Source organism: Mucilaginibacter pankratovii (assembly GCF_014773265.1).
GTDB classification, from domain to species: domain Bacteria; phylum Bacteroidota; class Bacteroidia; order Sphingobacteriales; family Sphingobacteriaceae; genus Mucilaginibacter; species Mucilaginibacter pankratovii.
Window position 1 is genome coordinate 91,774 of record NZ_JACWMY010000004.1, and the last position, 17,013, is coordinate 108,786.

Below are 17,013 nucleotides of genomic sequence, written 5' to 3' on the forward strand. Positions count from 1 at the left end.
TTTTGGAAGCTGTTTTTTTACTTTTTTCGTGTTTTAAATTTGGCTCTCCAAAATTTAGTCTACCAACACACCGATGTAATAATTAAAGGTATCGGCTTCAATATTATCCCTGGTGGCACCATCAATATTAACCGGCGCAAAACGGCTGGTTGGCGTGATGAATTTGTACTCGCCACCTTTTGCCCTTACTTTTACAGGCATGTTGAAACCCGGAGTTTCGGCAACCCAGCGGGCCATTAGCTTACCCTGTATCGTCATAAACTCTAACACGGGTAATTTAACATGCTTGAGGTATTGCTCGAACACGGGCGACAGGTTCATCCCGCTTTGGGCGTTGATGTAGCCCACAATGTCATCATAGGTAACCGTTTTATGGTAGAAGGTTTTGTTAAGCCCACGCAGAATGTTACGCCATTTCTCATCATCGTTTATAATAGTGCGCGCCATGTTGAGCAAGTTTCCGCCCTTGGGATACATATCCCCCGAACCTTCTTTATTCACCCCGTAAGTGCCTACAATAGGTGCCTCATTAAGGATGCCGAGGCGGGTGCCGTGCACGTATTCCTGCCCGGCCTGTTTGCCGTAGAAAGTTTCGATAAACAATGATTCACTATAATTTGTAAAGCTCTCGTGAATCCACATATCCGCCAAATCTTTACTGGTGATGTTGTTACCAAACCATTCGTGCCCGCTTTCGTGTATCACAATAAAATCCCATTTGAGGCCCCAGCCGGTGCCAGATAGGTCGCGACCGAGGTAGCCATTGCGGTATTTATTGCCATAGGCGGTGCCGCTTTGGTGCTCCATACCCAGGTGCGGGGTTTCAATCAGTTTATAACCGTCCTCATAAAAAGGGTAGGGGCCAAACCAGTTTTCGAAGGCTTTGAGCATGCGCGGAGCATCCAGTCCCCATTGTTTTTTGGCCTTGTCCAGGTTGTATTTTAAGGGCCAGAAATCAAGCTCCAGCTTTCCTTTTTCGCCCTGGTAGGTGCCGGTGTAGTGGGCGTAATCGCCAATGTTGGCTTCGAGATTATAATTGTTGATGGGCTGCGATACAAACCAATCGAACCGGGTGTAGCCGTCCTTTAGTTTCGTAACCTTGCGTAAGTGCCCGTTGGATACATCCTTTAAGCCGTTGGGTACACTGATGCTCACCATGGCGCTATCTACCTCATCGTCCTGCACATCTTTAGTTGGCCACCATACGCTGGCACCCATGCCCTGGCAGGCGGTTGCCACATGCGGTTTGCCAAGCGAATCGGTAGCGTATTGCACGCCGCCATCCCATGGCGCACGCTTGGCAATGGTGGGGTTACCAGCATAATACACGGTAAACTCATCTTTGCTGCCTTTAGTGATCGTTCTTGGGAAAGTGAGGAACACGGCGTTAAACTCGCGGGTGTAGCTTAGTTCCTGCCCTTTGTAAACTACCTTCTCAATCTTCAGGTTGTTCCACAGGTCGAACTGCAGTTTAGTGAAATCAGAAACCGCGGTGAATTTAAACAGCACATTACCGCTGATATATTTTTTATCGATATCAAACTTAATATCCAGATGGTAATAGTTGATATCGTAGCAGGTACGCAGCGGTGTAGTAAGCGATCCGCGCAGGGTATCGGCACGGGTGAAGGCTTCTTTTTGGGTGCCGAGTTGGGCGTGGGCGGTAATGACGCTTAGCAGTAATAGAATCAGGAGGCGTAATTTCATTTTATGTATTTATTATAACGTATTATAAAAACGGCGTCATTGCGAGGCACGAAGCAATCTCTGAATTAGCATAACCACTTTGCAAGGTTGCTTGTCCTGTGCAGAGATTGCTTCGTGCCTCGCAATGACGCGAGGGATAAGGATTGTGGCAGGGTAGAGACAAAGCCCTACTCACCATTCACCAACCTATTTCAACACCTCCACTTCAAAATAACTATCGTTAAATAAGGTTTCGGTGGCTTTGATGTAATCACTTTCATCTGCTTTGTACGGGTTCTCTACAAATTTTTGCGGGTTGCGGGCAAACAGCGGGAACGCGGTGCTTTGTACCTGGATCATGATCCGGTGGCCTTTTTTAAAGGTGTGCAGCACATCCTGAACCCTGAAGTTGATCTCTGTTTTCTGATTGGCTACCAGTGCCTCCGGTTTCTCAAAACTGTTGCGGAAACGGGCAGGCATCACTTCGCTGCGTACCATTTGCTGGTAATTGCTCAGCGTGATGCTTTTGTTTGGCATATATGGGTTATTTGGTTCATCAGCCGGGTAAACGTCGATGAGTTTCACAAAGAAATCTGCATCGGTACCGGTGCTGGCTACTTTTAGGTGCGCCATGATCTCGCCACCCAGGGTAACATCATCTGTTAATACATCCGTTTGGAAAACCAATACATCCGTACGGCGACCGGCAAAACGCTGGTCCTCGCTCATGTAATTGTGCGGGGTAAAGCCTATGGTGCTTGGCAGGTCCTCGGTATAAGGTACCGGTTTCAGCGGATCGCTTACGTAGCTGGTTGAGCCGGCAGCGGCTGGTTGTGCGGCAGCCAGTTTGCCATCGCTGTTCAGGAATAATTTTTCTTTTACCGCGGCTGGTGATGGCCATTTATCGAATGTTTTCCACTCATTTTTACCGGTGTTGAACATATAGGCTTCGGGCAGGCCGCTGTTTTTATCGCCATTGCCTTTCAGGAAGTGGTTAAAGAATTTCTGCTCTATATTTTTTTGGTAGAAGGTGGCAATGCTATCGCCAAAGTAAATATTGCTGTGCATGGTGTGCCCCGTTTCGCGCGACCACCGGCCATGCCCAAACGGACCCATCACAATCGTATTATAGGCGTTCGGATCTTTCTTCTCAATGGTTTTGTAAATAGCCAGCGGACCTACAAGGTCTTCGGCATCAAACCAGCCGCCAACCGTCATCACAGCCGTTTTTGTTTTGCCGTAATGTTTTAGCAGGCCACGTTTTTGCCAAAATTCATCATAGCTGGGGTGGTTTATGGTTTCCTGCCAGTAAAAATTGTCTTTATAGTACTTGTCGGCATTTTTTAGCGGGCCCATATCCAGCAAAAACTGGTAACCATCTTTAGTGCCGGGGTTTATCATGGTGTTGTTGTACCAGGCTTTGGCGGTGGTGTCTTTTTTCTGCACACCAAAAACCGGGTAGGTGAAAAAGTAGCTCTCTAAAAACGCGCCGTTGTGGTGGAAATCATCAAAAAAGAAATCGGAGATAGGCGCCTGCGGCGAGGATGCTTTTAAAGCAGGGTGGTTGCTCAGGATACCGGCGGCTGTATAGAAACCGGGGTAGCTGATGCCCCATTGCCCAACGCGGCCGTTATTGCAAGCTACGTTTTTTAGGAGCCAGTCGATAGTATCATAAGTATCGGAACCTTCGTCCACGTCGGTTTTTGCTTTTTTGTTATCGATAACCGGGGTCATGTTGGTCCAGGTGCCTTCGCTTTTCCAGCGGCCGCGCACATCCTGGTAAACAAAAATATAGCCCTCCTGCATCATGTATTTGGAGGGGCCCAGTTGGCCGGGATACTTGGTTTCGCCGTATGGTGCCACGCTGTAGCAGGTACGCTGCATCATCATAGGGTATTTATTGTCCTTTGACGCATCCTTTGGTGTGTAGATGGAGGTGAACAGCTTTACACCGTCGCGCATGGTGATGTACACATCTTTTTTGGTGTAATGCTCCTTAACATCATACGATTGCGCGAAGGTTGCGCTGCAGGTAGTGCTTAGCAGTAATAAAAAGGCGAAGATTTTTTTCATAATATCAGTATTAGCAGAGGCTAATTTAGTAAGTAAATTAATAATAAACTAACCGTGACGGGAGTGTTACAAAAGGTGGTAAGAATTGGGGGGATGAGGGTAGGATTTGGGGCGTTCCCGCTGATAGAAGCGGGCCGGGTTATTCGCTTATACTGCGCAGGCCTTAGCCACTGGCGGGTATCCGCTACTACCCCTAACGCAGGGCTGTGGTGCTTTTGAGTGCTTTATGATTAAATGAAAGCATCGTCTGCTCTTGGCCGCAGAGGCCGATTACTTTTTTTAACGAAATCGGCCCGCTCATTCGCCGCGGGAGGGCTGTTACTTTTTCTTGATAAAAAGTAACCAAAAATCAAGTCAGAGCGAATGCTGCCCCGCCCGCCCTGCCGGTTCTTAACGCTTTTTGCTTGGTATGTCGCTTCGCTCGTACCGGTCGCAAAAAGCTAAACCGGCATTCCCGCCATACGCCCGGCCCGCCCGCTCTGACATTCCCCCGCGCTCCTTTTAACAGACGAATCGCTACGCGATCCATGAATTTTTTCCGCTCATTTTTTTTTCCGGAATTTTTTTCAAACGTCAGCAGGGAAGCTTCCGGTGAAAGCGGGCAGAACGTGGTGGACGGTGCGGCGGGAGGGGCATAGGGAATGTTTGCTGAAGCGTGGGGATTGAGCGGCGCAGCAAGGGGCAAATTTTCCCAGCCCGTGAGTTCTGACCGGTTTGCAGGGCAAAGGCCCGTGCGGCAAAGAAGCCTCTCTGCTGAAAGCAGTTATTCGCTATCGCTCATGAGATCGCTGCGCTAAGTTTTGGTTACTTTTTGGTGCTTCAAAAAGTAACAAGCCCCTCGCGGCGAATGAGCGAGCCAATGCTTTTATTTAGCACAAGAGCTTTCCAAAGGATAACCTCGCGGTAGGGATAGAAACGGATACCTGCCTGCGCCTAAGGCCGCGTGCGCGTATGAGTGGATAGCCCGACCTGCTTCTACCAGCAGGAACCGCCCAAAATCGGTTAGCAGTTTTCGGTGGGCAGTTAGTATAATACAATGTGTCAATACTAACACATTTAATCAAATCGCTATTTTATTCCCCCTTTAATATTCCTTAACTTTGCCAGCCATAAAATACACTACTATGCAATATGATGTTATCGTTATAGGTTCTGGTCCGGGTGGATACGTTGCCGCTATCCGTTGCGCGCAATTAGGTATGAAAACCGCCATTATTGAAAAATACAACACGCTTGGCGGTACCTGCCTAAATGTGGGCTGTATCCCATCCAAAGCACTGCTGGATTCTTCTGAACACTACCATAACGCTGCCCACACTTTTACCGCCCACGGTATAAAATTGGACAACCTGGGGATAGATTTTGGGCAGATGATAAAACGTAAGCAGGAAGTAGTGGATGCCAACACCAGCGGCATCACTTATTTAATGAAGAAGAATAAGATAGACGTTCACCAGGGCGTTGGTTCTTTTAAAGATAAAAACACCATCGTTGTTACGAAAGCTGATGGTTCGACTACCGAGATCACAACCGAAAAGGTGATCATTGCTACCGGCTCAAAACCGTCGAGCCTGCCGTTCCTGAAGATAGATAAAAAGCGCATTATTACTTCTACCGAGGCTTTAACCTTAACTGAAGTGCCCAAGCACCTGATATTGATAGGTGGTGGTGTTATTGGTTTAGAACTGGGTTCGGTGTACGCGCGTTTGGGTGCCAAAGTATCGGTTGTTGAGTTTATGGATGGTATTATCCCAACCATGGATAAAGGGCTCGGCCGCGAACTGCAGAAGGTTTTAAAGAAACTAGGCATGGAGTTTTACCTGGGCCACAAAGTAACCGGCGCGACTGCAAAAGGCAAAGAAGTAACCGTTACTGCTGATAACGCTAAAGGCGAAAAAGTAGAATTAAAAGGCGACTACTGCATGGTAGCCGTTGGCCGCATAGCCTATACCGATGGCTTAGGGCTTGATAAAATTGGCATTACCGTAGAAGAACGCGGCCGCAAAATTACGGTTGACGAGCACCTGGAAACCAGTGTTAAAGGCGTTTACGCTATTGGCGATGTGATAAAAGGCGCTATGTTGGCCCACAAGGCCGAAGATGAAGGCACCTTTGTTGCGGAACTGATTGCCGGCCAGAAACCGCACATTAACTATAACCTGATACCTGGTGTAGTTTACACCTGGCCGGAAGTTGCTGCTGTTGGTTTTACCGAGGAGCAACTGAAGGAAAAAGGCACCGCTTACAAAGTAGGTTCGTTCCCGTTCAAGGCAAGCGGCCGTGCCCGTGCCAGCGGCGACCTGGATGGTTTTGTAAAAGTACTGGCTGATAAAACTACCGACGAAATTTTAGGCGTACACATGATAGGCCCCCGCGCTGCAGATATGATTGCCGAAGCGGTAATTGCTATGGAATTCCGCGCTTCAGCAGAGGACGTAACCCGTGCCAGCCACGCCCACCCCACGTATACCGAAGCGATGAGGGAAGCTTGTTTGGCCGCTACGGAGAACCGGGCGATACATATTTAATTTCGGATTTCGGATTTTCGATTTCAGATTTAAAGGATTATTTTAAAGCAGAACAATTTAGGTTGATTCTGCTTTTTTACATTTAGAACGTTATGCAGGTATTAATAAACATGGGAATTGTATTAGCGACGATCGCATGTATGGAGCTTGCATCCTGGGCTATGCATAAATACCTGTTCCATGGGCCGCTGTGGTTTATTCATAAAACACACCACCAGCAGCGCCACGGCTGGTTTGAGCTTAATGATCTGTTCAGTATCGGCTTTGCGGCATTGGCTTTATGGCTGATGTGGCTGGGCCATATTACTTTAGATTACCGCTTTTGGATAGGCACCGGCATCAGCACATATGGCACCATCTATTTCATCGTTCACGATTGGTTTATCCACAACCGTTTCAAGGCTTTTAAAAGTGATAACCGTTATTTAACCGCCATTCGCCGCGCGCATAAGAGCCATCATAAATCCATGGAGAAAAATCCTTCGGAAGAGTTTGGATTGCTGGTGGTGGGGAGGAAGTGGTTTAGGAGAAACTGATTTAGCTTTTTTCGGATAAGGTACTTACCAATAAGCAATTGTCACATTTAAAGTCATAAAACCTCAGCCATTTCTCGTTCAAAAGCCACTCGCCATTACAACACGGGCATTTTCTCAACTTGTCCTTAGCCAAAGAAATGGTGCGGTAATTTAACAGATAGTAATAGGTGGATACTTTTGTTTTTTCAGTTATTTGATTGCAAACGCGGCGGCCAAGCTGAGATAATTGCGAAGTTGGATTCGACAATTGATTTATTGCCCATTTCTCTCCGACCGCACACCCCATGTTAAGATTGTCGCACGAAATATAGTCACCCTCCCACGACTCCATTTCGTACCTGTCGCTATCGGCTAATTCCTGTATTTTATAAATAGGGACCGGCCTGCCACAAGTGCCACAATTTATAGGGGAACTTTCATTTGAATAGGTTGTGAATAGCACATATGAATCATGGTGAGCACAGCTGCATACATCTTTATAAAAAGGAACGTGTTGGCCGGCAAATTCGATTATCAATTTAGAATTGCATGCTTCCTCCAATTCTTTCAGTCCTTTATTCACCCATTCATCGTTGTATTTCGCATCGAGGGAAGTCTTTTCCAAAGTGGTTTGGTAGCAAATTATTTCATTTTCGCTGATATAAGGAGATTCGATACCACCCATAATTTGCCCGGTGCTACAAAGGCTTTCCAGCAGAATTATAAATTGGTCTGATAGCTTCTCTTTATCGGCATTAGCCTTGCTTATAGCTATATATATCTTGTACTTATACATGGGTTGATAATTGGCTCAGATCGTCAAAGTGCCGCAAAGATATAACTAATGAGGTATAAGCGGTCACGCTGTAGCCCCTAAAGGGATTTCACCAATTCCAAGAATTTATTCCTATCGGTGGATTGTTAGATTTCAAAGATTAGCAGGCCGCGTACGTTTTATTTTAAATTTGGGATATACGCGTTTAACCGGAATGCCCTTAGTTGCTTTATTCCACTCGTCAATTATAACAAAGCCCATTTCAAATAGCTCCTCCCATTCTGATGAATAGTTTACAATTACATTTATCGGGTCAACTGCCGAATACACATCCTGGTTAGTTAAAATATGAAATTTGATGTGCCCCGGCAGAAACTCATCTTTGTTATTTCTCCGCATCCTTGCGTAATGGTATTGCGCTGCGGCAATTGCAGCCAGGGCCGCCGTCTTTAGCCCTTCGTTTTCTTCACCCAAGACGTATTTACGCGGGTTTTTGCTTTTATATAACCAAACCTCGCCGGTGCTAAAAGCTGCTACTGATTCTATCGCGTCTCCTGTATGCGTTTCCATAATTATTCCAAATGCCGTTTCTGTATCATCGGGAAATACCAATCCCAAATCAGTAGGAGTTACAGCAAAGGTTTGTTCCCGTATGTTTAAATAAGCCTCGTAATTAAAATCGGCTATTTCTACGTCCGCCTGCTTGTATTGCCATTTATAGTAATATGCGTAGATAACCCTCCCCAAGTGAAAAAGCAGTAGGGTGCCGAAAAGCCAGTATCCTTCTTTCATTAGCGCAGTTTAGTACACCTAAGCTACCATTTTCTTCCCAACTTTATAACCGGCAACGGCGTAATAAAGGATAAACAAATACATCGGTATCAGGATAACGTAAGCCGTTTGCGCGGAGATCTTATCAACTAATAAACCGTAAATCGGCGGGAATACCGCGGCGCCGGCGATGCCCATTACCAATAATGAAGAACCTATTTTGGTGAACCTGCCTAATCCCGCTAATGCCAGGGGCCACATAGCCGGCCACATCAGCGAGTTAGCTAAACCCAAAAGCGCAATACAACTGATGGATACATATTTAGGTGTAACGAGTGCCAGGCCGGTTAAAACCACGCCAAGGATGGCGCACAAAACCAGTGCTTTTTGTTGTGTGATATATTTAGGGATGAATAAGATGCCTATCACATAGCCAATCACCATACAGGTTAAGGTCCCCGATGCAAAATACTTGGCGGTAGAAAGCGGAATCTGGTGCGATGAGCCATACCCTATGATGGAGTCACCCGCAATAACTTCGGCACCTACATATAAAAATAAGGCAATCACTCCCAAAACCAAATGCGGGAACTGCGTAATGCTGGTTTTACCCGAGTTGGCAGCGGCTACGGTTTCGTCTTCGTGGTCGGTATCAATTTCTGGCAGGCCCGAAAAATAGATGAGTACTGATAGGATAACCAGCACAATTACGATTAGGATGTAAGGGACAATTACGCGCGAGGCCAGTTCGTTAAGAGCCAGATCCCTGGCGGCGGCGCTCATTAAGGCGAGCTTGGCATCAAAGCCATCGAGGTTACTTAAAATAACTGCACCCAACGCTAACGGAGCCAGCACACCTGCAAACTTATTGCAGATACCCATAATACTGATACGTTTGGCGGCGCTCTCTGGCGGGCCAACAATGGTGATGTATGGGTTAGAGGCCGATTGAAGTACCGCCGAACCGCTTCCCTGCACAAATAACCCCAATAAAAATACCGTATAAGTACGGGTGAGGGCGGCAGGTATAAAAATTAACGCACCCAACCCCATTAAAACCAAGCCGGCAACCATGCCGTTTTTAAACCCCAATAACTTAAGCAGCCATGCCGATGGTTTGGCCATCAGTAAACAAGCAATGTAAAATGAGCTCGCCACCAGGTACGATTCGAGGTTGGTTAACTGACAGGCTATTTTTAAATAAGGTATCAGCACCGAATTGAGCCAGGCCACAAAACCCAGTATAAAAAAAAGAGAGCCAATAATAATGATGGGGTTTAGTCCTTGTTTTTTAACTGCCGGGATTGCGGATTTGGTAATGGTCGCCATGTGATGATTTTAAAATTTGTTAATAAGTTAATCGAGTTACTAAAATAATTAAAAAAGTTGATGTTTTGTAATTTCGCTATTTTTATTTGTGCCGAAAGCTACCTTTGCCCATAATGAACATCCTTTTTGTAAACGATACCAAAATACCGGCTACCACTTATGGCGGCACCGAACGTGTGATATGGTGGCTTGGCCGCGAGTTGGTGAGGCTGGGGCATGCTGTAACCTATTTGGTTGCGGCCGGGTCGGAATGCCCTTTTGCAAAAGTTTTAGTATACGATGCTGCAAATGACATCAACCTGCAGGTACCCGATGAGGTTGACGTGGTGCATTTTCAGTTCCAGGTGCAGGGGTTTACAAAAAAGCCATACTTGTGCACGGTGCATAATAACTCGGGTAGGGGAGAGATGGATCTTAACTCCGTATTTGTATCGGCCAACCATGCCGCGCGCAATGGCTCTACCACCTATGTTTATAACGGACTGGATATTGCCGACTACCGCAAACCCAACCTCAACCAGAAACGCGGCTACACCCACTTTTTAGCCAAGGCGGCCTGGCGTGTTAAAAACGTGCAGGGCGCTATAGACATCGCCACCAAAAGCGGCAACAAGCTAATTGTGATGGGGGGCACCCGCCTCAATTTAAAAATGGGCCTCCGCTTTACACCGAATTTGAATGTGCGCTTTAAAGGCATGGTAAATAACGACCAAAAATCCGAAGTGCTCAACGGCTCCAAAGCGCTGCTTTTCCCGGTATTATGGAACGAACCTTTCGGCGTGGCTATTACCGAGAGCCTTTACTTTGGCTGCCCGGTTTTCGGCACACCCTACGGTTCCTTGCCCGAGCTGGTGCCCAAAGAGGTTGGGCTGCTATCCAACAGTAAAAGCATTTTAGTGGAAGGACTAAAAAATGTGGATAGCTTCAGCAACCAACTTTGCCACGAGTATGCGGTTGATAATTTTAATATCGCCAAAATGGCTGCGGATTATATCAAGCTGTACGAGGTGGTATTAAGCGGCGGTAAGCTTAACTCGGTAGCGCCTGTGTTGCTGGAGCCAAACCAGCCGAAGTATTTGCCGTGGTTAGATTAACACTGTTATTTGTCTTTTTTAACCGGCCAAAGGCCTTTATAAAGCTTATCAGTTGCCATGTTAAATTCGGTGCTAAATACACGTTCCGGGCCGTTGGCTTTTTTCAGGTCGTAGGCATAGGATATAACCGGCGCCTCGTAGCTTTTATTATTTATGGTACTATCGCGTTGCGTATTTATAAGCACCATGCCCGATTTTTTTACCACTTCCCAGTTATTAACATTGGTACCACGGGGTGATATCTGTTTTAAATTATTGCCTTCTCTATCACTACTAAACAAATAGGTGGGGTCCTTACTGTCGATCTTGCCATCTTTATTTACGTCTTCCGCAATTATAGAATAGAATATATAATTACCCTCCTGGCTTGTATCTGGAAAATAATGGACAGGTGCAGATGAGTCCGAGGAGTACTCAGAACCGGAATAGGAAGTATTGTATGAATTAATGATCATTTTTTTGTTTTCAGCAAGTAGATGATACTTTTTTGTGGCCGTATTATAAAATACGATGTTCCAAAATGTAATGCTTCTGCCGCCGTCGCTGCTTAGGAACGAACCGCTGTCGTCGTCGTTCTGCGCGCGGTCGTGAGGCAACGGGTATATCACATAAACCGAGCTATCTATAGCAATAGGGCCACGGGAAACTAATTCGGTTGCATAAATTTGTTTGGGAACGGCCGTTGTATCAGGGATAGTTTCTGCCACGTTATCATTTTTACCGGAACCACATGCCGCCAGCAAAAAGCATAGGGCGGCTAATAATATTTTTTTCATTATAGCTTTGGGTTTACTTCGTTATCAATTTCTTCATGCTCTGTCGCTTCCTGGTATGCAACTTCAACGGGCATTCTCCTCGTCTTCTCAATAAAATTAACCACCGCGCGGTTATTTACTACAAGCAAATACCCTATCAGAATTTTGCAGAGATCAACAAACGTCGATGTCGGGTCTGCACCGGGCCCCATTCTGTCGATGGTTTGCGATCGATAGTAAAAATACACTCCCCTTAAAAACACCGGGACACTATTCATGATCATTAGCGAACCTACAATAATGACGGCGATAGCTATCACCGTAGAGCGGTGGATATTAAAGCTGAATTGCTCTTCGTCGAAACGCTCATCCAATTTTAGTTTATCTATTATCACATCGGGCCTGAATATCAATAACCGAATGATAGCCACATACACTAATAAAATGATCAGTGAGCTAAGAACTACTTCCCAGTTTTCATACCTAAACGGCGAGGGGGATGCGGGGTAAAACAACAGGAAGAATTGCGGAACTACATCAAAAGCGTGGAATAGTATCCAAACACCGACCAGCTTTAACAGCACTATCCAAAATGAACGTGGGGACATAATAAATTTTGATAAGGTTTACGTTGCAATATAATAATAATGGCTTAACAGGCTGCCAATACGGGCAGGTTAAATTTGCATAAAGGGAATTTAACCCCTGCGTTTCGTAGGAACTAAACAAGTTTAGTGGAAAAAGCAATAACCTCTCCTCGCGGGCAATTGTCTCAAAGTGTGTATTATTATGTAATGGCCGCCGCCATATTGGTAAACATAGCCGGCATCGGTATTCCCTTTTTTTCGGACGACCCGGCCCTGTATGCCATGCTTGCCCGCAATATGGCCCAAACAAACAACTTTACCGACCTATACTATCACGGTCGCGACTGGCTGGATAAGCCCCATTTCCCTTTTTGGGTGGTGGCGCTTAGCTTTAAAATGTTGGGCGTAAACACCATCGCATACAAACTGCCGGCTTTGCTTTTTTATTTTATGTCGGTATTTTACACCTATAAGCTTGGCCGTAAGTTTTACGATATGCAAACCGCGCTGCTGGCGGTTTTGATCCTGCTTACCGCGCAGCACACCATCATGTCGAATACGGACGTGCGTGCCGAACCTTATATTATGGGGCTGCTGATAGGTAGTATCTATCACTTTTACAAACTGAAAGAAAAGTTTAGCATCGCCCATCTGCTGCTGGCCTCGCTGTTTGCCGCCTGCGCGGTCATGACGAAGGGAATCTACCTGCTCATCCCTATTGGCAGCGCCATTATTGGCGATTATCTGTTTAAAAAAGACTTTAAAGGTTTGTTACAATGGCGCTGGCTCTTGTCGTTCCTGCTGGTATGCCTGTTTGTACTGCCCGAAGTTTATACCGTATATGTTCAGTTCGACCAGCATCCCGAAAAGATGGTATTTGGCCGCACCGGTGTATCGGGCATTCAATGGTTTTTGTGGGGCAGCCAGTTTGGCCGTTTTAATAACGATGGCTTTATTAAAAACTCGCACGGCGACCCCTTCTTTTTCCTGCATACCTTGCTTTGGGCCTTTGCGCCCTGGGCCATCGTGTTTTTTTACGCGCTCGGTAAAAAGATAAGAGATATAATAAAAGGTAAACCACAGCCCGAATACATCTGCCTTTCTGCAGCGCTGGTGATGCTGCTCATTTTTTCTATCTCCAAATTTCAGCTGCCGTTTTACACCAATATCCTGTTTCCATTCTTTGCAGTGATCACTGCGGGCTTTATCAGCTCATTAGCCGGGGGAGCCGAAGCCCGGTTTTTTAACATCAGCCAATATATCATCTGCGGCTTATTGCTTGCGGTTTTTGTAGCGTTAGGTATAGCGTTTGCTCCGGGGAAGATCATCCTTCCGGTTATCCTTTTTATAGCCGGGGCTGGTGCCGTATTTTTTATTTACCGGCAGCAGGGGCAGGGATATCGGCCTGTGTTTTTGTTGAGCTGTGTAGTAATGATAATTATCAACACCTATTTCGTGCTGGTATTTTACCCTGTGCTGTTAAGCTACAAAGGCGATGAGGTTGCGGCATGTTATGTAAACACCAACTATCCCGGGCAGCAGGTTGTTTCCACCGCACCTATGGCCGATAGGTTCGATTTTTATATGAAAGAACCTGTTGCCTATGCCACAGCAGAGGAGATCATTCAGCACAAAAAAACAAACACTCACCTGGTTTTTGCAGACGATGATGCTATGGAGCAGTTGAAAAACAGCCCGCGCCGCATACAGGTACTTAAAGTATTTGATAATTACTTCGGCGAGAATTTGAAGCTCAGCTTTATTAACCAGGCAACGCGAAAAAGCGCACTGATTCATTTTTATTTGATCAGGGTGAATTAACGCTCTCAAAAATTTCCGAAATTCGCCACATGCTGCAAATACAGGAAAACGTTTCGCTCAAAAATTTCAACACCTTTGGTATAGATGCTAATGCCCGCTACTTTGCGGAGATAAACCATGCCGATGAACTGGCCGAATTGTTTGCCGACCCGCAATGGCTGCATATGGCCCGACTGGTTTTAGGCGGTGGCAGCAATATGCTGATGGTGGCCGATTTTGATGGACTGGTTATCCGCCTTAACATTCGGGGCATTGAACACCGCATTAGTCACGATGATGTTTTTGTAGAAGCGGGCGCGGGTGAAGTATGGAACGACCTGGTAAACTACTGTGTTGACCATGGCTACGCCGGTATGGAAAACCTGAGCCTCATCCCCGGTTCTGTTGGTGCATCGCCCATTCAAAACATAGGCGCATACGGCATAGAGCTGAAAGATGTTTTTGAAAGCTGCCAGGCTTTTGAGATAGCTACCGGTACCATCAAAACCTTTAGTAAAGAAGATTGCAAGTTTGGCTACCGCGAAAGCGTTTTTAAAAGCGAATTGGTGGGGCAGTATATTATTGTATCGGTAAAGTTCCATTTATCACTTACCCCTAAGTTCAATTTAAAATATGGCGCGATAGAACAGGAATTAGCTGCACGCGGCATCAGTGAGCCGACCTTGAAAGATGTATCGCAGGTGGTATCGCATATCCGGGTATCTAAACTACCCGACCCATCTACTATTGGTAACGCAGGCAGTTTCTTTAAAAATCCGGTGATCAGCGCAGCAGAATTTGAGCCTGTTAAACAAAACTTCCCCGATGTTGTTAATTATCCGGCGGGTGATGGCTTTGTAAAACTGGCCGCCGGCTGGCTGATAGAGCAATGCGGCTGGAAGGGAAAAACCGTAGGCAACACCGGTACCTGGAAGAACCAGGCGCTGGTATTAGTGAACCACGGCGGCGCTACCGGGCACGAAGTTTACGCCCTTTCGTCGCAAATCATAGACAGTGTGTACACTAAATTTGGCGTTACCCTGCAACGCGAGGTGAATATTGTTAGTTAATTTGTTTAATTAAAAAGATATTTTCTCAACTCGCTCTGCCCTAAGTATTTAAAATCTGAATTGTTTTAAATTCTTTTTAATTGTTTTCTGCAGGGCATTAAATCCATTGGTTTGTTTATTTGGTTGATTTATAGCCAATTGCGGCATTTTGTGACGATGCGGCGTTATTTTGCCTTATTAATTTTGTTTCCGCACCGTTCTTAAATTTCATACACTTTTCATTTCGTGGTATCATGTTTGAATAATACTCAATACAAAACATTAACAGAATGACAAAGATTGAGTTTAACACCCTGGTATTACGTCAAGCAAGTTCATTAAGGTCATACGCCTTACACTTCACACACGACGCAGACGATGCTAACGACCTTGTTCAGGATACAATGTTGAAAGCCATAACTTACTATAATAAGTTTAAAGAAGGTACAAATTTGAAAGGATGGTTATACACCATCATGAAAAACACCTTCATCAACAACTATCGCCGTTTTGTTAAAATGAGCACTTTTGTTACCAAAAGCGATGAAATTTCTTCGCCAAACCTGGTATTCAGTTCAACAAAAAACCAAGGCGAAGCTAAATTTGTGATGGATGATATCAAACGCGCTTTAGATCGTTTGCCTGCAGATTATTATGTACCCTTCACCATGTATTTTGAAGGCCACAAATACCACGAAATTGCCGATCATTTAACTATCCCTATCGGCACCGTGAAAACCCGCATCCACGTAGCCCGCAAGCTGCTTAAGAAAAACCTTAAGGCTTACGATAACGGTATTGCAAAACCTATCTACGCAGAAAACTAAGCAATAAACTCAACATATAGATAAAGAAAGAAACCCGCTTAATGGCGGGTTTTTTTGTGCCCTTTTACCCCATCGTTATTGCGAGCGAAGCGCGGCAACCCTCGGCAGGTAGAGCCACTTTGCAAATCCGCCTTGCCTGCCGATGATTGCCACGTCGCCCCACCGCTCTATCCTTCCCGCCGCTCCTCGCAAGGACGTTGGGGGTGAGGCGGTTTTTTTGTCTTAACGAAGCCTCACCTAAATCCTCTCCAAAGGAGAGGATTTCAAAAGTTTTTTAGAACCCTCTCCTTTGGAGAGGGCAGGGTGAGGCTACAGCTGAAGTTTCCCCACCACTTTAAACTTCTCAAATACACCCTCCGTATGCGGGGCATCGGCCAGTTCTTCGGTAAGGTCCTGCCCGGCCCAGTGTTCATAGTGTTTGCCGTTGCGCCAGAGCCGGCTTTCGGTAACATCGTAAATAATGCCTTTAAGGGCTACCCAGATCTGAGGCTTATCCTGCCCGTTGCGTAGCGCAAGCTGCGATTTGGTGTATACTGGCAGTTCGCTCATGCGGTTTTGCGGGTTTTAAAGTATTCAAAAAAAGCAACGTTCAGAAGTAGCAAGGCCATGCTGTAAAAATGGTCCTCAAAAGGGATGGTGCCCACGCGGATTCCCATATTTTGTGCGTCGTTATAAAGTACCACCGGCCATGCGGTTAAAATTCCGTTTACAATATAAAACGGAATAAGCGACACCACAAAGGCCAGGTAAAACCTGCCGAGCCATTCTACCTTCAAAAAATAAACTAACACTACCAGCAAAACTACCAGCAGGCCAAAGGTAACCACAGTATACAAACGGGTGTGATTAAACAACAGTAAAGATACCGATACACCGATGAGCAGGTTGGATATTATGCGGGTAAGCACAAATGGCGGCTGCCATTTTATATAATAATTGAGGCAGGCGTAGATAAATACACAGGAAAACGGCACGGTTAAAAAGAAGAGGATCTCTTCCAGTGGCAAGCCAATAAATTTGATGCCGGTAATGTATTGGGCGTTAAAACTCCATACGCCGTAAACGGTAAACAGCACGTCCCAAAATAAAAACACCAGTCCGGTGATGGCCATACCCGGCCAAAGGTGCTTCCAGCTTTTGGCAAAGGCTACCCGCTTATCAAACGACAGGGCTACCGGGAAAACCACGGTAAGCAGGTTGATGATGAGGTAGGTGTATTTCACG

At 45.8% G+C, this 17,013-nt stretch carries 15 protein-coding genes; 6 read left to right on the top strand and 9 right to left on the bottom strand.

The window, feature by feature from the left end:
- Window positions 1–54: 54 nt before the first annotated feature.
- Complete coding sequence (locus tag IDJ77_RS08830) at window positions 55–1,707, bottom strand: M1 family metallopeptidase (protein WP_191188584.1); 1,653 nt, start codon at window positions 1,705–1,707, stop codon at window positions 55–57.
- Window positions 1,708–1,893: 186 nt separating this feature from the next.
- Complete coding sequence (locus tag IDJ77_RS08835) at window positions 1,894–3,759, bottom strand: CocE/NonD family hydrolase (protein ID WP_191188585.1); 1,866 nt, start codon at window positions 3,757–3,759, stop codon at window positions 1,894–1,896.
- 1,124 nt (window positions 3,760–4,883) lie between these two features.
- Between IDJ77_RS08835 and lpdA the strand changes: the two genes are divergently transcribed.
- Both lpdA and IDJ77_RS08845 read left to right on the top strand, forming a co-directional pair.
- Window positions 4,884–6,287 (top strand): dihydrolipoyl dehydrogenase, encoded by a 1,404-nt coding sequence (lpdA, locus tag IDJ77_RS08840; RefSeq protein ID WP_191188909.1) that lies wholly within the window; start codon window positions 4,884–4,886, stop codon window positions 6,285–6,287.
- A gap of 110 nt (window positions 6,288–6,397) precedes the next feature.
- On the top strand, window positions 6,398–6,823 hold the full coding sequence (locus IDJ77_RS08845; RefSeq protein WP_224751022.1) for a sterol desaturase family protein: 426 nt from the start codon (window positions 6,398–6,400) through the stop codon (window positions 6,821–6,823).
- 1 nt (window position 6,824) lies between these two features.
- Here the strand turns inward: IDJ77_RS08845 and IDJ77_RS08850 are convergent, their stop codons facing one another.
- The 3 genes from IDJ77_RS08850 to IDJ77_RS08860 form a co-directional block, all read right to left on the bottom strand.
- On the bottom strand, window positions 6,825–7,598 hold the full coding sequence (locus IDJ77_RS08850; protein ID WP_191188587.1) for a DUF2310 family Zn-ribbon-containing protein: 774 nt from the start codon (window positions 7,596–7,598) through the stop codon (window positions 6,825–6,827).
- A 132-nt stretch (window positions 7,599–7,730) separates the two neighbouring features.
- On the bottom strand, window positions 7,731–8,369 hold the full coding sequence (locus tag IDJ77_RS08855; protein ID WP_191188588.1) for a hypothetical protein: 639 nt from the start codon (window positions 8,367–8,369) through the stop codon (window positions 7,731–7,733).
- A gap of 18 nt (window positions 8,370–8,387) precedes the next feature.
- Complete coding sequence (locus IDJ77_RS08860) at window positions 8,388–9,677, bottom strand: sugar MFS transporter (RefSeq protein WP_191188589.1); 1,290 nt, start codon at window positions 9,675–9,677, stop codon at window positions 8,388–8,390.
- Between the two features lie 113 nt (window positions 9,678–9,790).
- On the opposite strand from IDJ77_RS08860, the gene IDJ77_RS08865 reads away from it, so the two are divergent.
- A complete protein-coding gene (locus tag IDJ77_RS08865) occupies window positions 9,791–10,771 on the top strand; it encodes a glycosyltransferase (protein WP_191188590.1) in 981 nt (326 codons plus the stop codon).
- Window positions 10,772–10,776: 5 nt separating this feature from the next.
- On the opposite strand, the gene IDJ77_RS08870 is transcribed toward IDJ77_RS08865, so the two are convergent.
- Window positions 10,777–11,547 (bottom strand): hypothetical protein, encoded by a 771-nt coding sequence (locus IDJ77_RS08870; protein ID WP_191188591.1) that lies wholly within the window; start codon window positions 11,545–11,547, stop codon window positions 10,777–10,779.
- The gene (locus IDJ77_RS08875) at window positions 11,547–12,134 is read right to left on the bottom strand and encodes a hypothetical protein (RefSeq protein WP_191188592.1); all 588 of its coding nucleotides are present in this window, start codon (window positions 12,132–12,134) and stop codon (window positions 11,547–11,549) included. The genes IDJ77_RS08870 and IDJ77_RS08875 overlap by 1 nt, the downstream gene beginning before the upstream one ends.
- Before the next feature lie 126 nt (window positions 12,135–12,260).
- Between IDJ77_RS08875 and IDJ77_RS08880 the strand changes: the two genes are divergently transcribed.
- The 3 genes from IDJ77_RS08880 to IDJ77_RS08890 all read left to right on the top strand — a co-directional run bounded on the left by IDJ77_RS08880 (window position 12,261) and on the right by IDJ77_RS08890 (window position 15,789).
- Window positions 12,261–13,934, top strand: coding sequence for an ArnT family glycosyltransferase (locus tag IDJ77_RS08880; RefSeq protein WP_191188593.1), 1,674 nt, complete (start codon window positions 12,261–12,263; stop codon window positions 13,932–13,934).
- 29 nt (window positions 13,935–13,963) lie between these two features.
- Window positions 13,964–14,983 carry a UDP-N-acetylmuramate dehydrogenase gene (gene murB / locus IDJ77_RS08885; protein WP_191188594.1) on the top strand — a complete coding sequence of 340 codons (1,020 nt, stop codon included), beginning with the start codon at window positions 13,964–13,966 and terminating at the stop codon, window positions 14,981–14,983.
- A gap of 269 nt (window positions 14,984–15,252) precedes the next feature.
- The gene (locus tag IDJ77_RS08890) at window positions 15,253–15,789 is read left to right on the top strand and encodes an RNA polymerase sigma factor (RefSeq protein WP_191188595.1); all 537 of its coding nucleotides are present in this window, start codon (window positions 15,253–15,255) and stop codon (window positions 15,787–15,789) included.
- A 309-nt stretch (window positions 15,790–16,098) separates the two neighbouring features.
- On the opposite strand, the gene IDJ77_RS08895 is transcribed toward IDJ77_RS08890, so the two are convergent.
- A complete protein-coding gene (locus tag IDJ77_RS08895) occupies window positions 16,099–16,338 on the bottom strand; it encodes a cytochrome b5 domain-containing protein (RefSeq protein WP_191188596.1) in 240 nt (79 codons plus the stop codon).
- Window positions 16,335–17,012, bottom strand: coding sequence for a lycopene cyclase domain-containing protein (locus IDJ77_RS27935; RefSeq protein WP_191188597.1), 678 nt, complete (start codon window positions 17,010–17,012; stop codon window positions 16,335–16,337). Before IDJ77_RS27935 ends, IDJ77_RS08895 begins: the two co-directional genes overlap by 4 nt.
- Between the last annotated feature and the right edge of the window lies 1 nt (window position 17,013).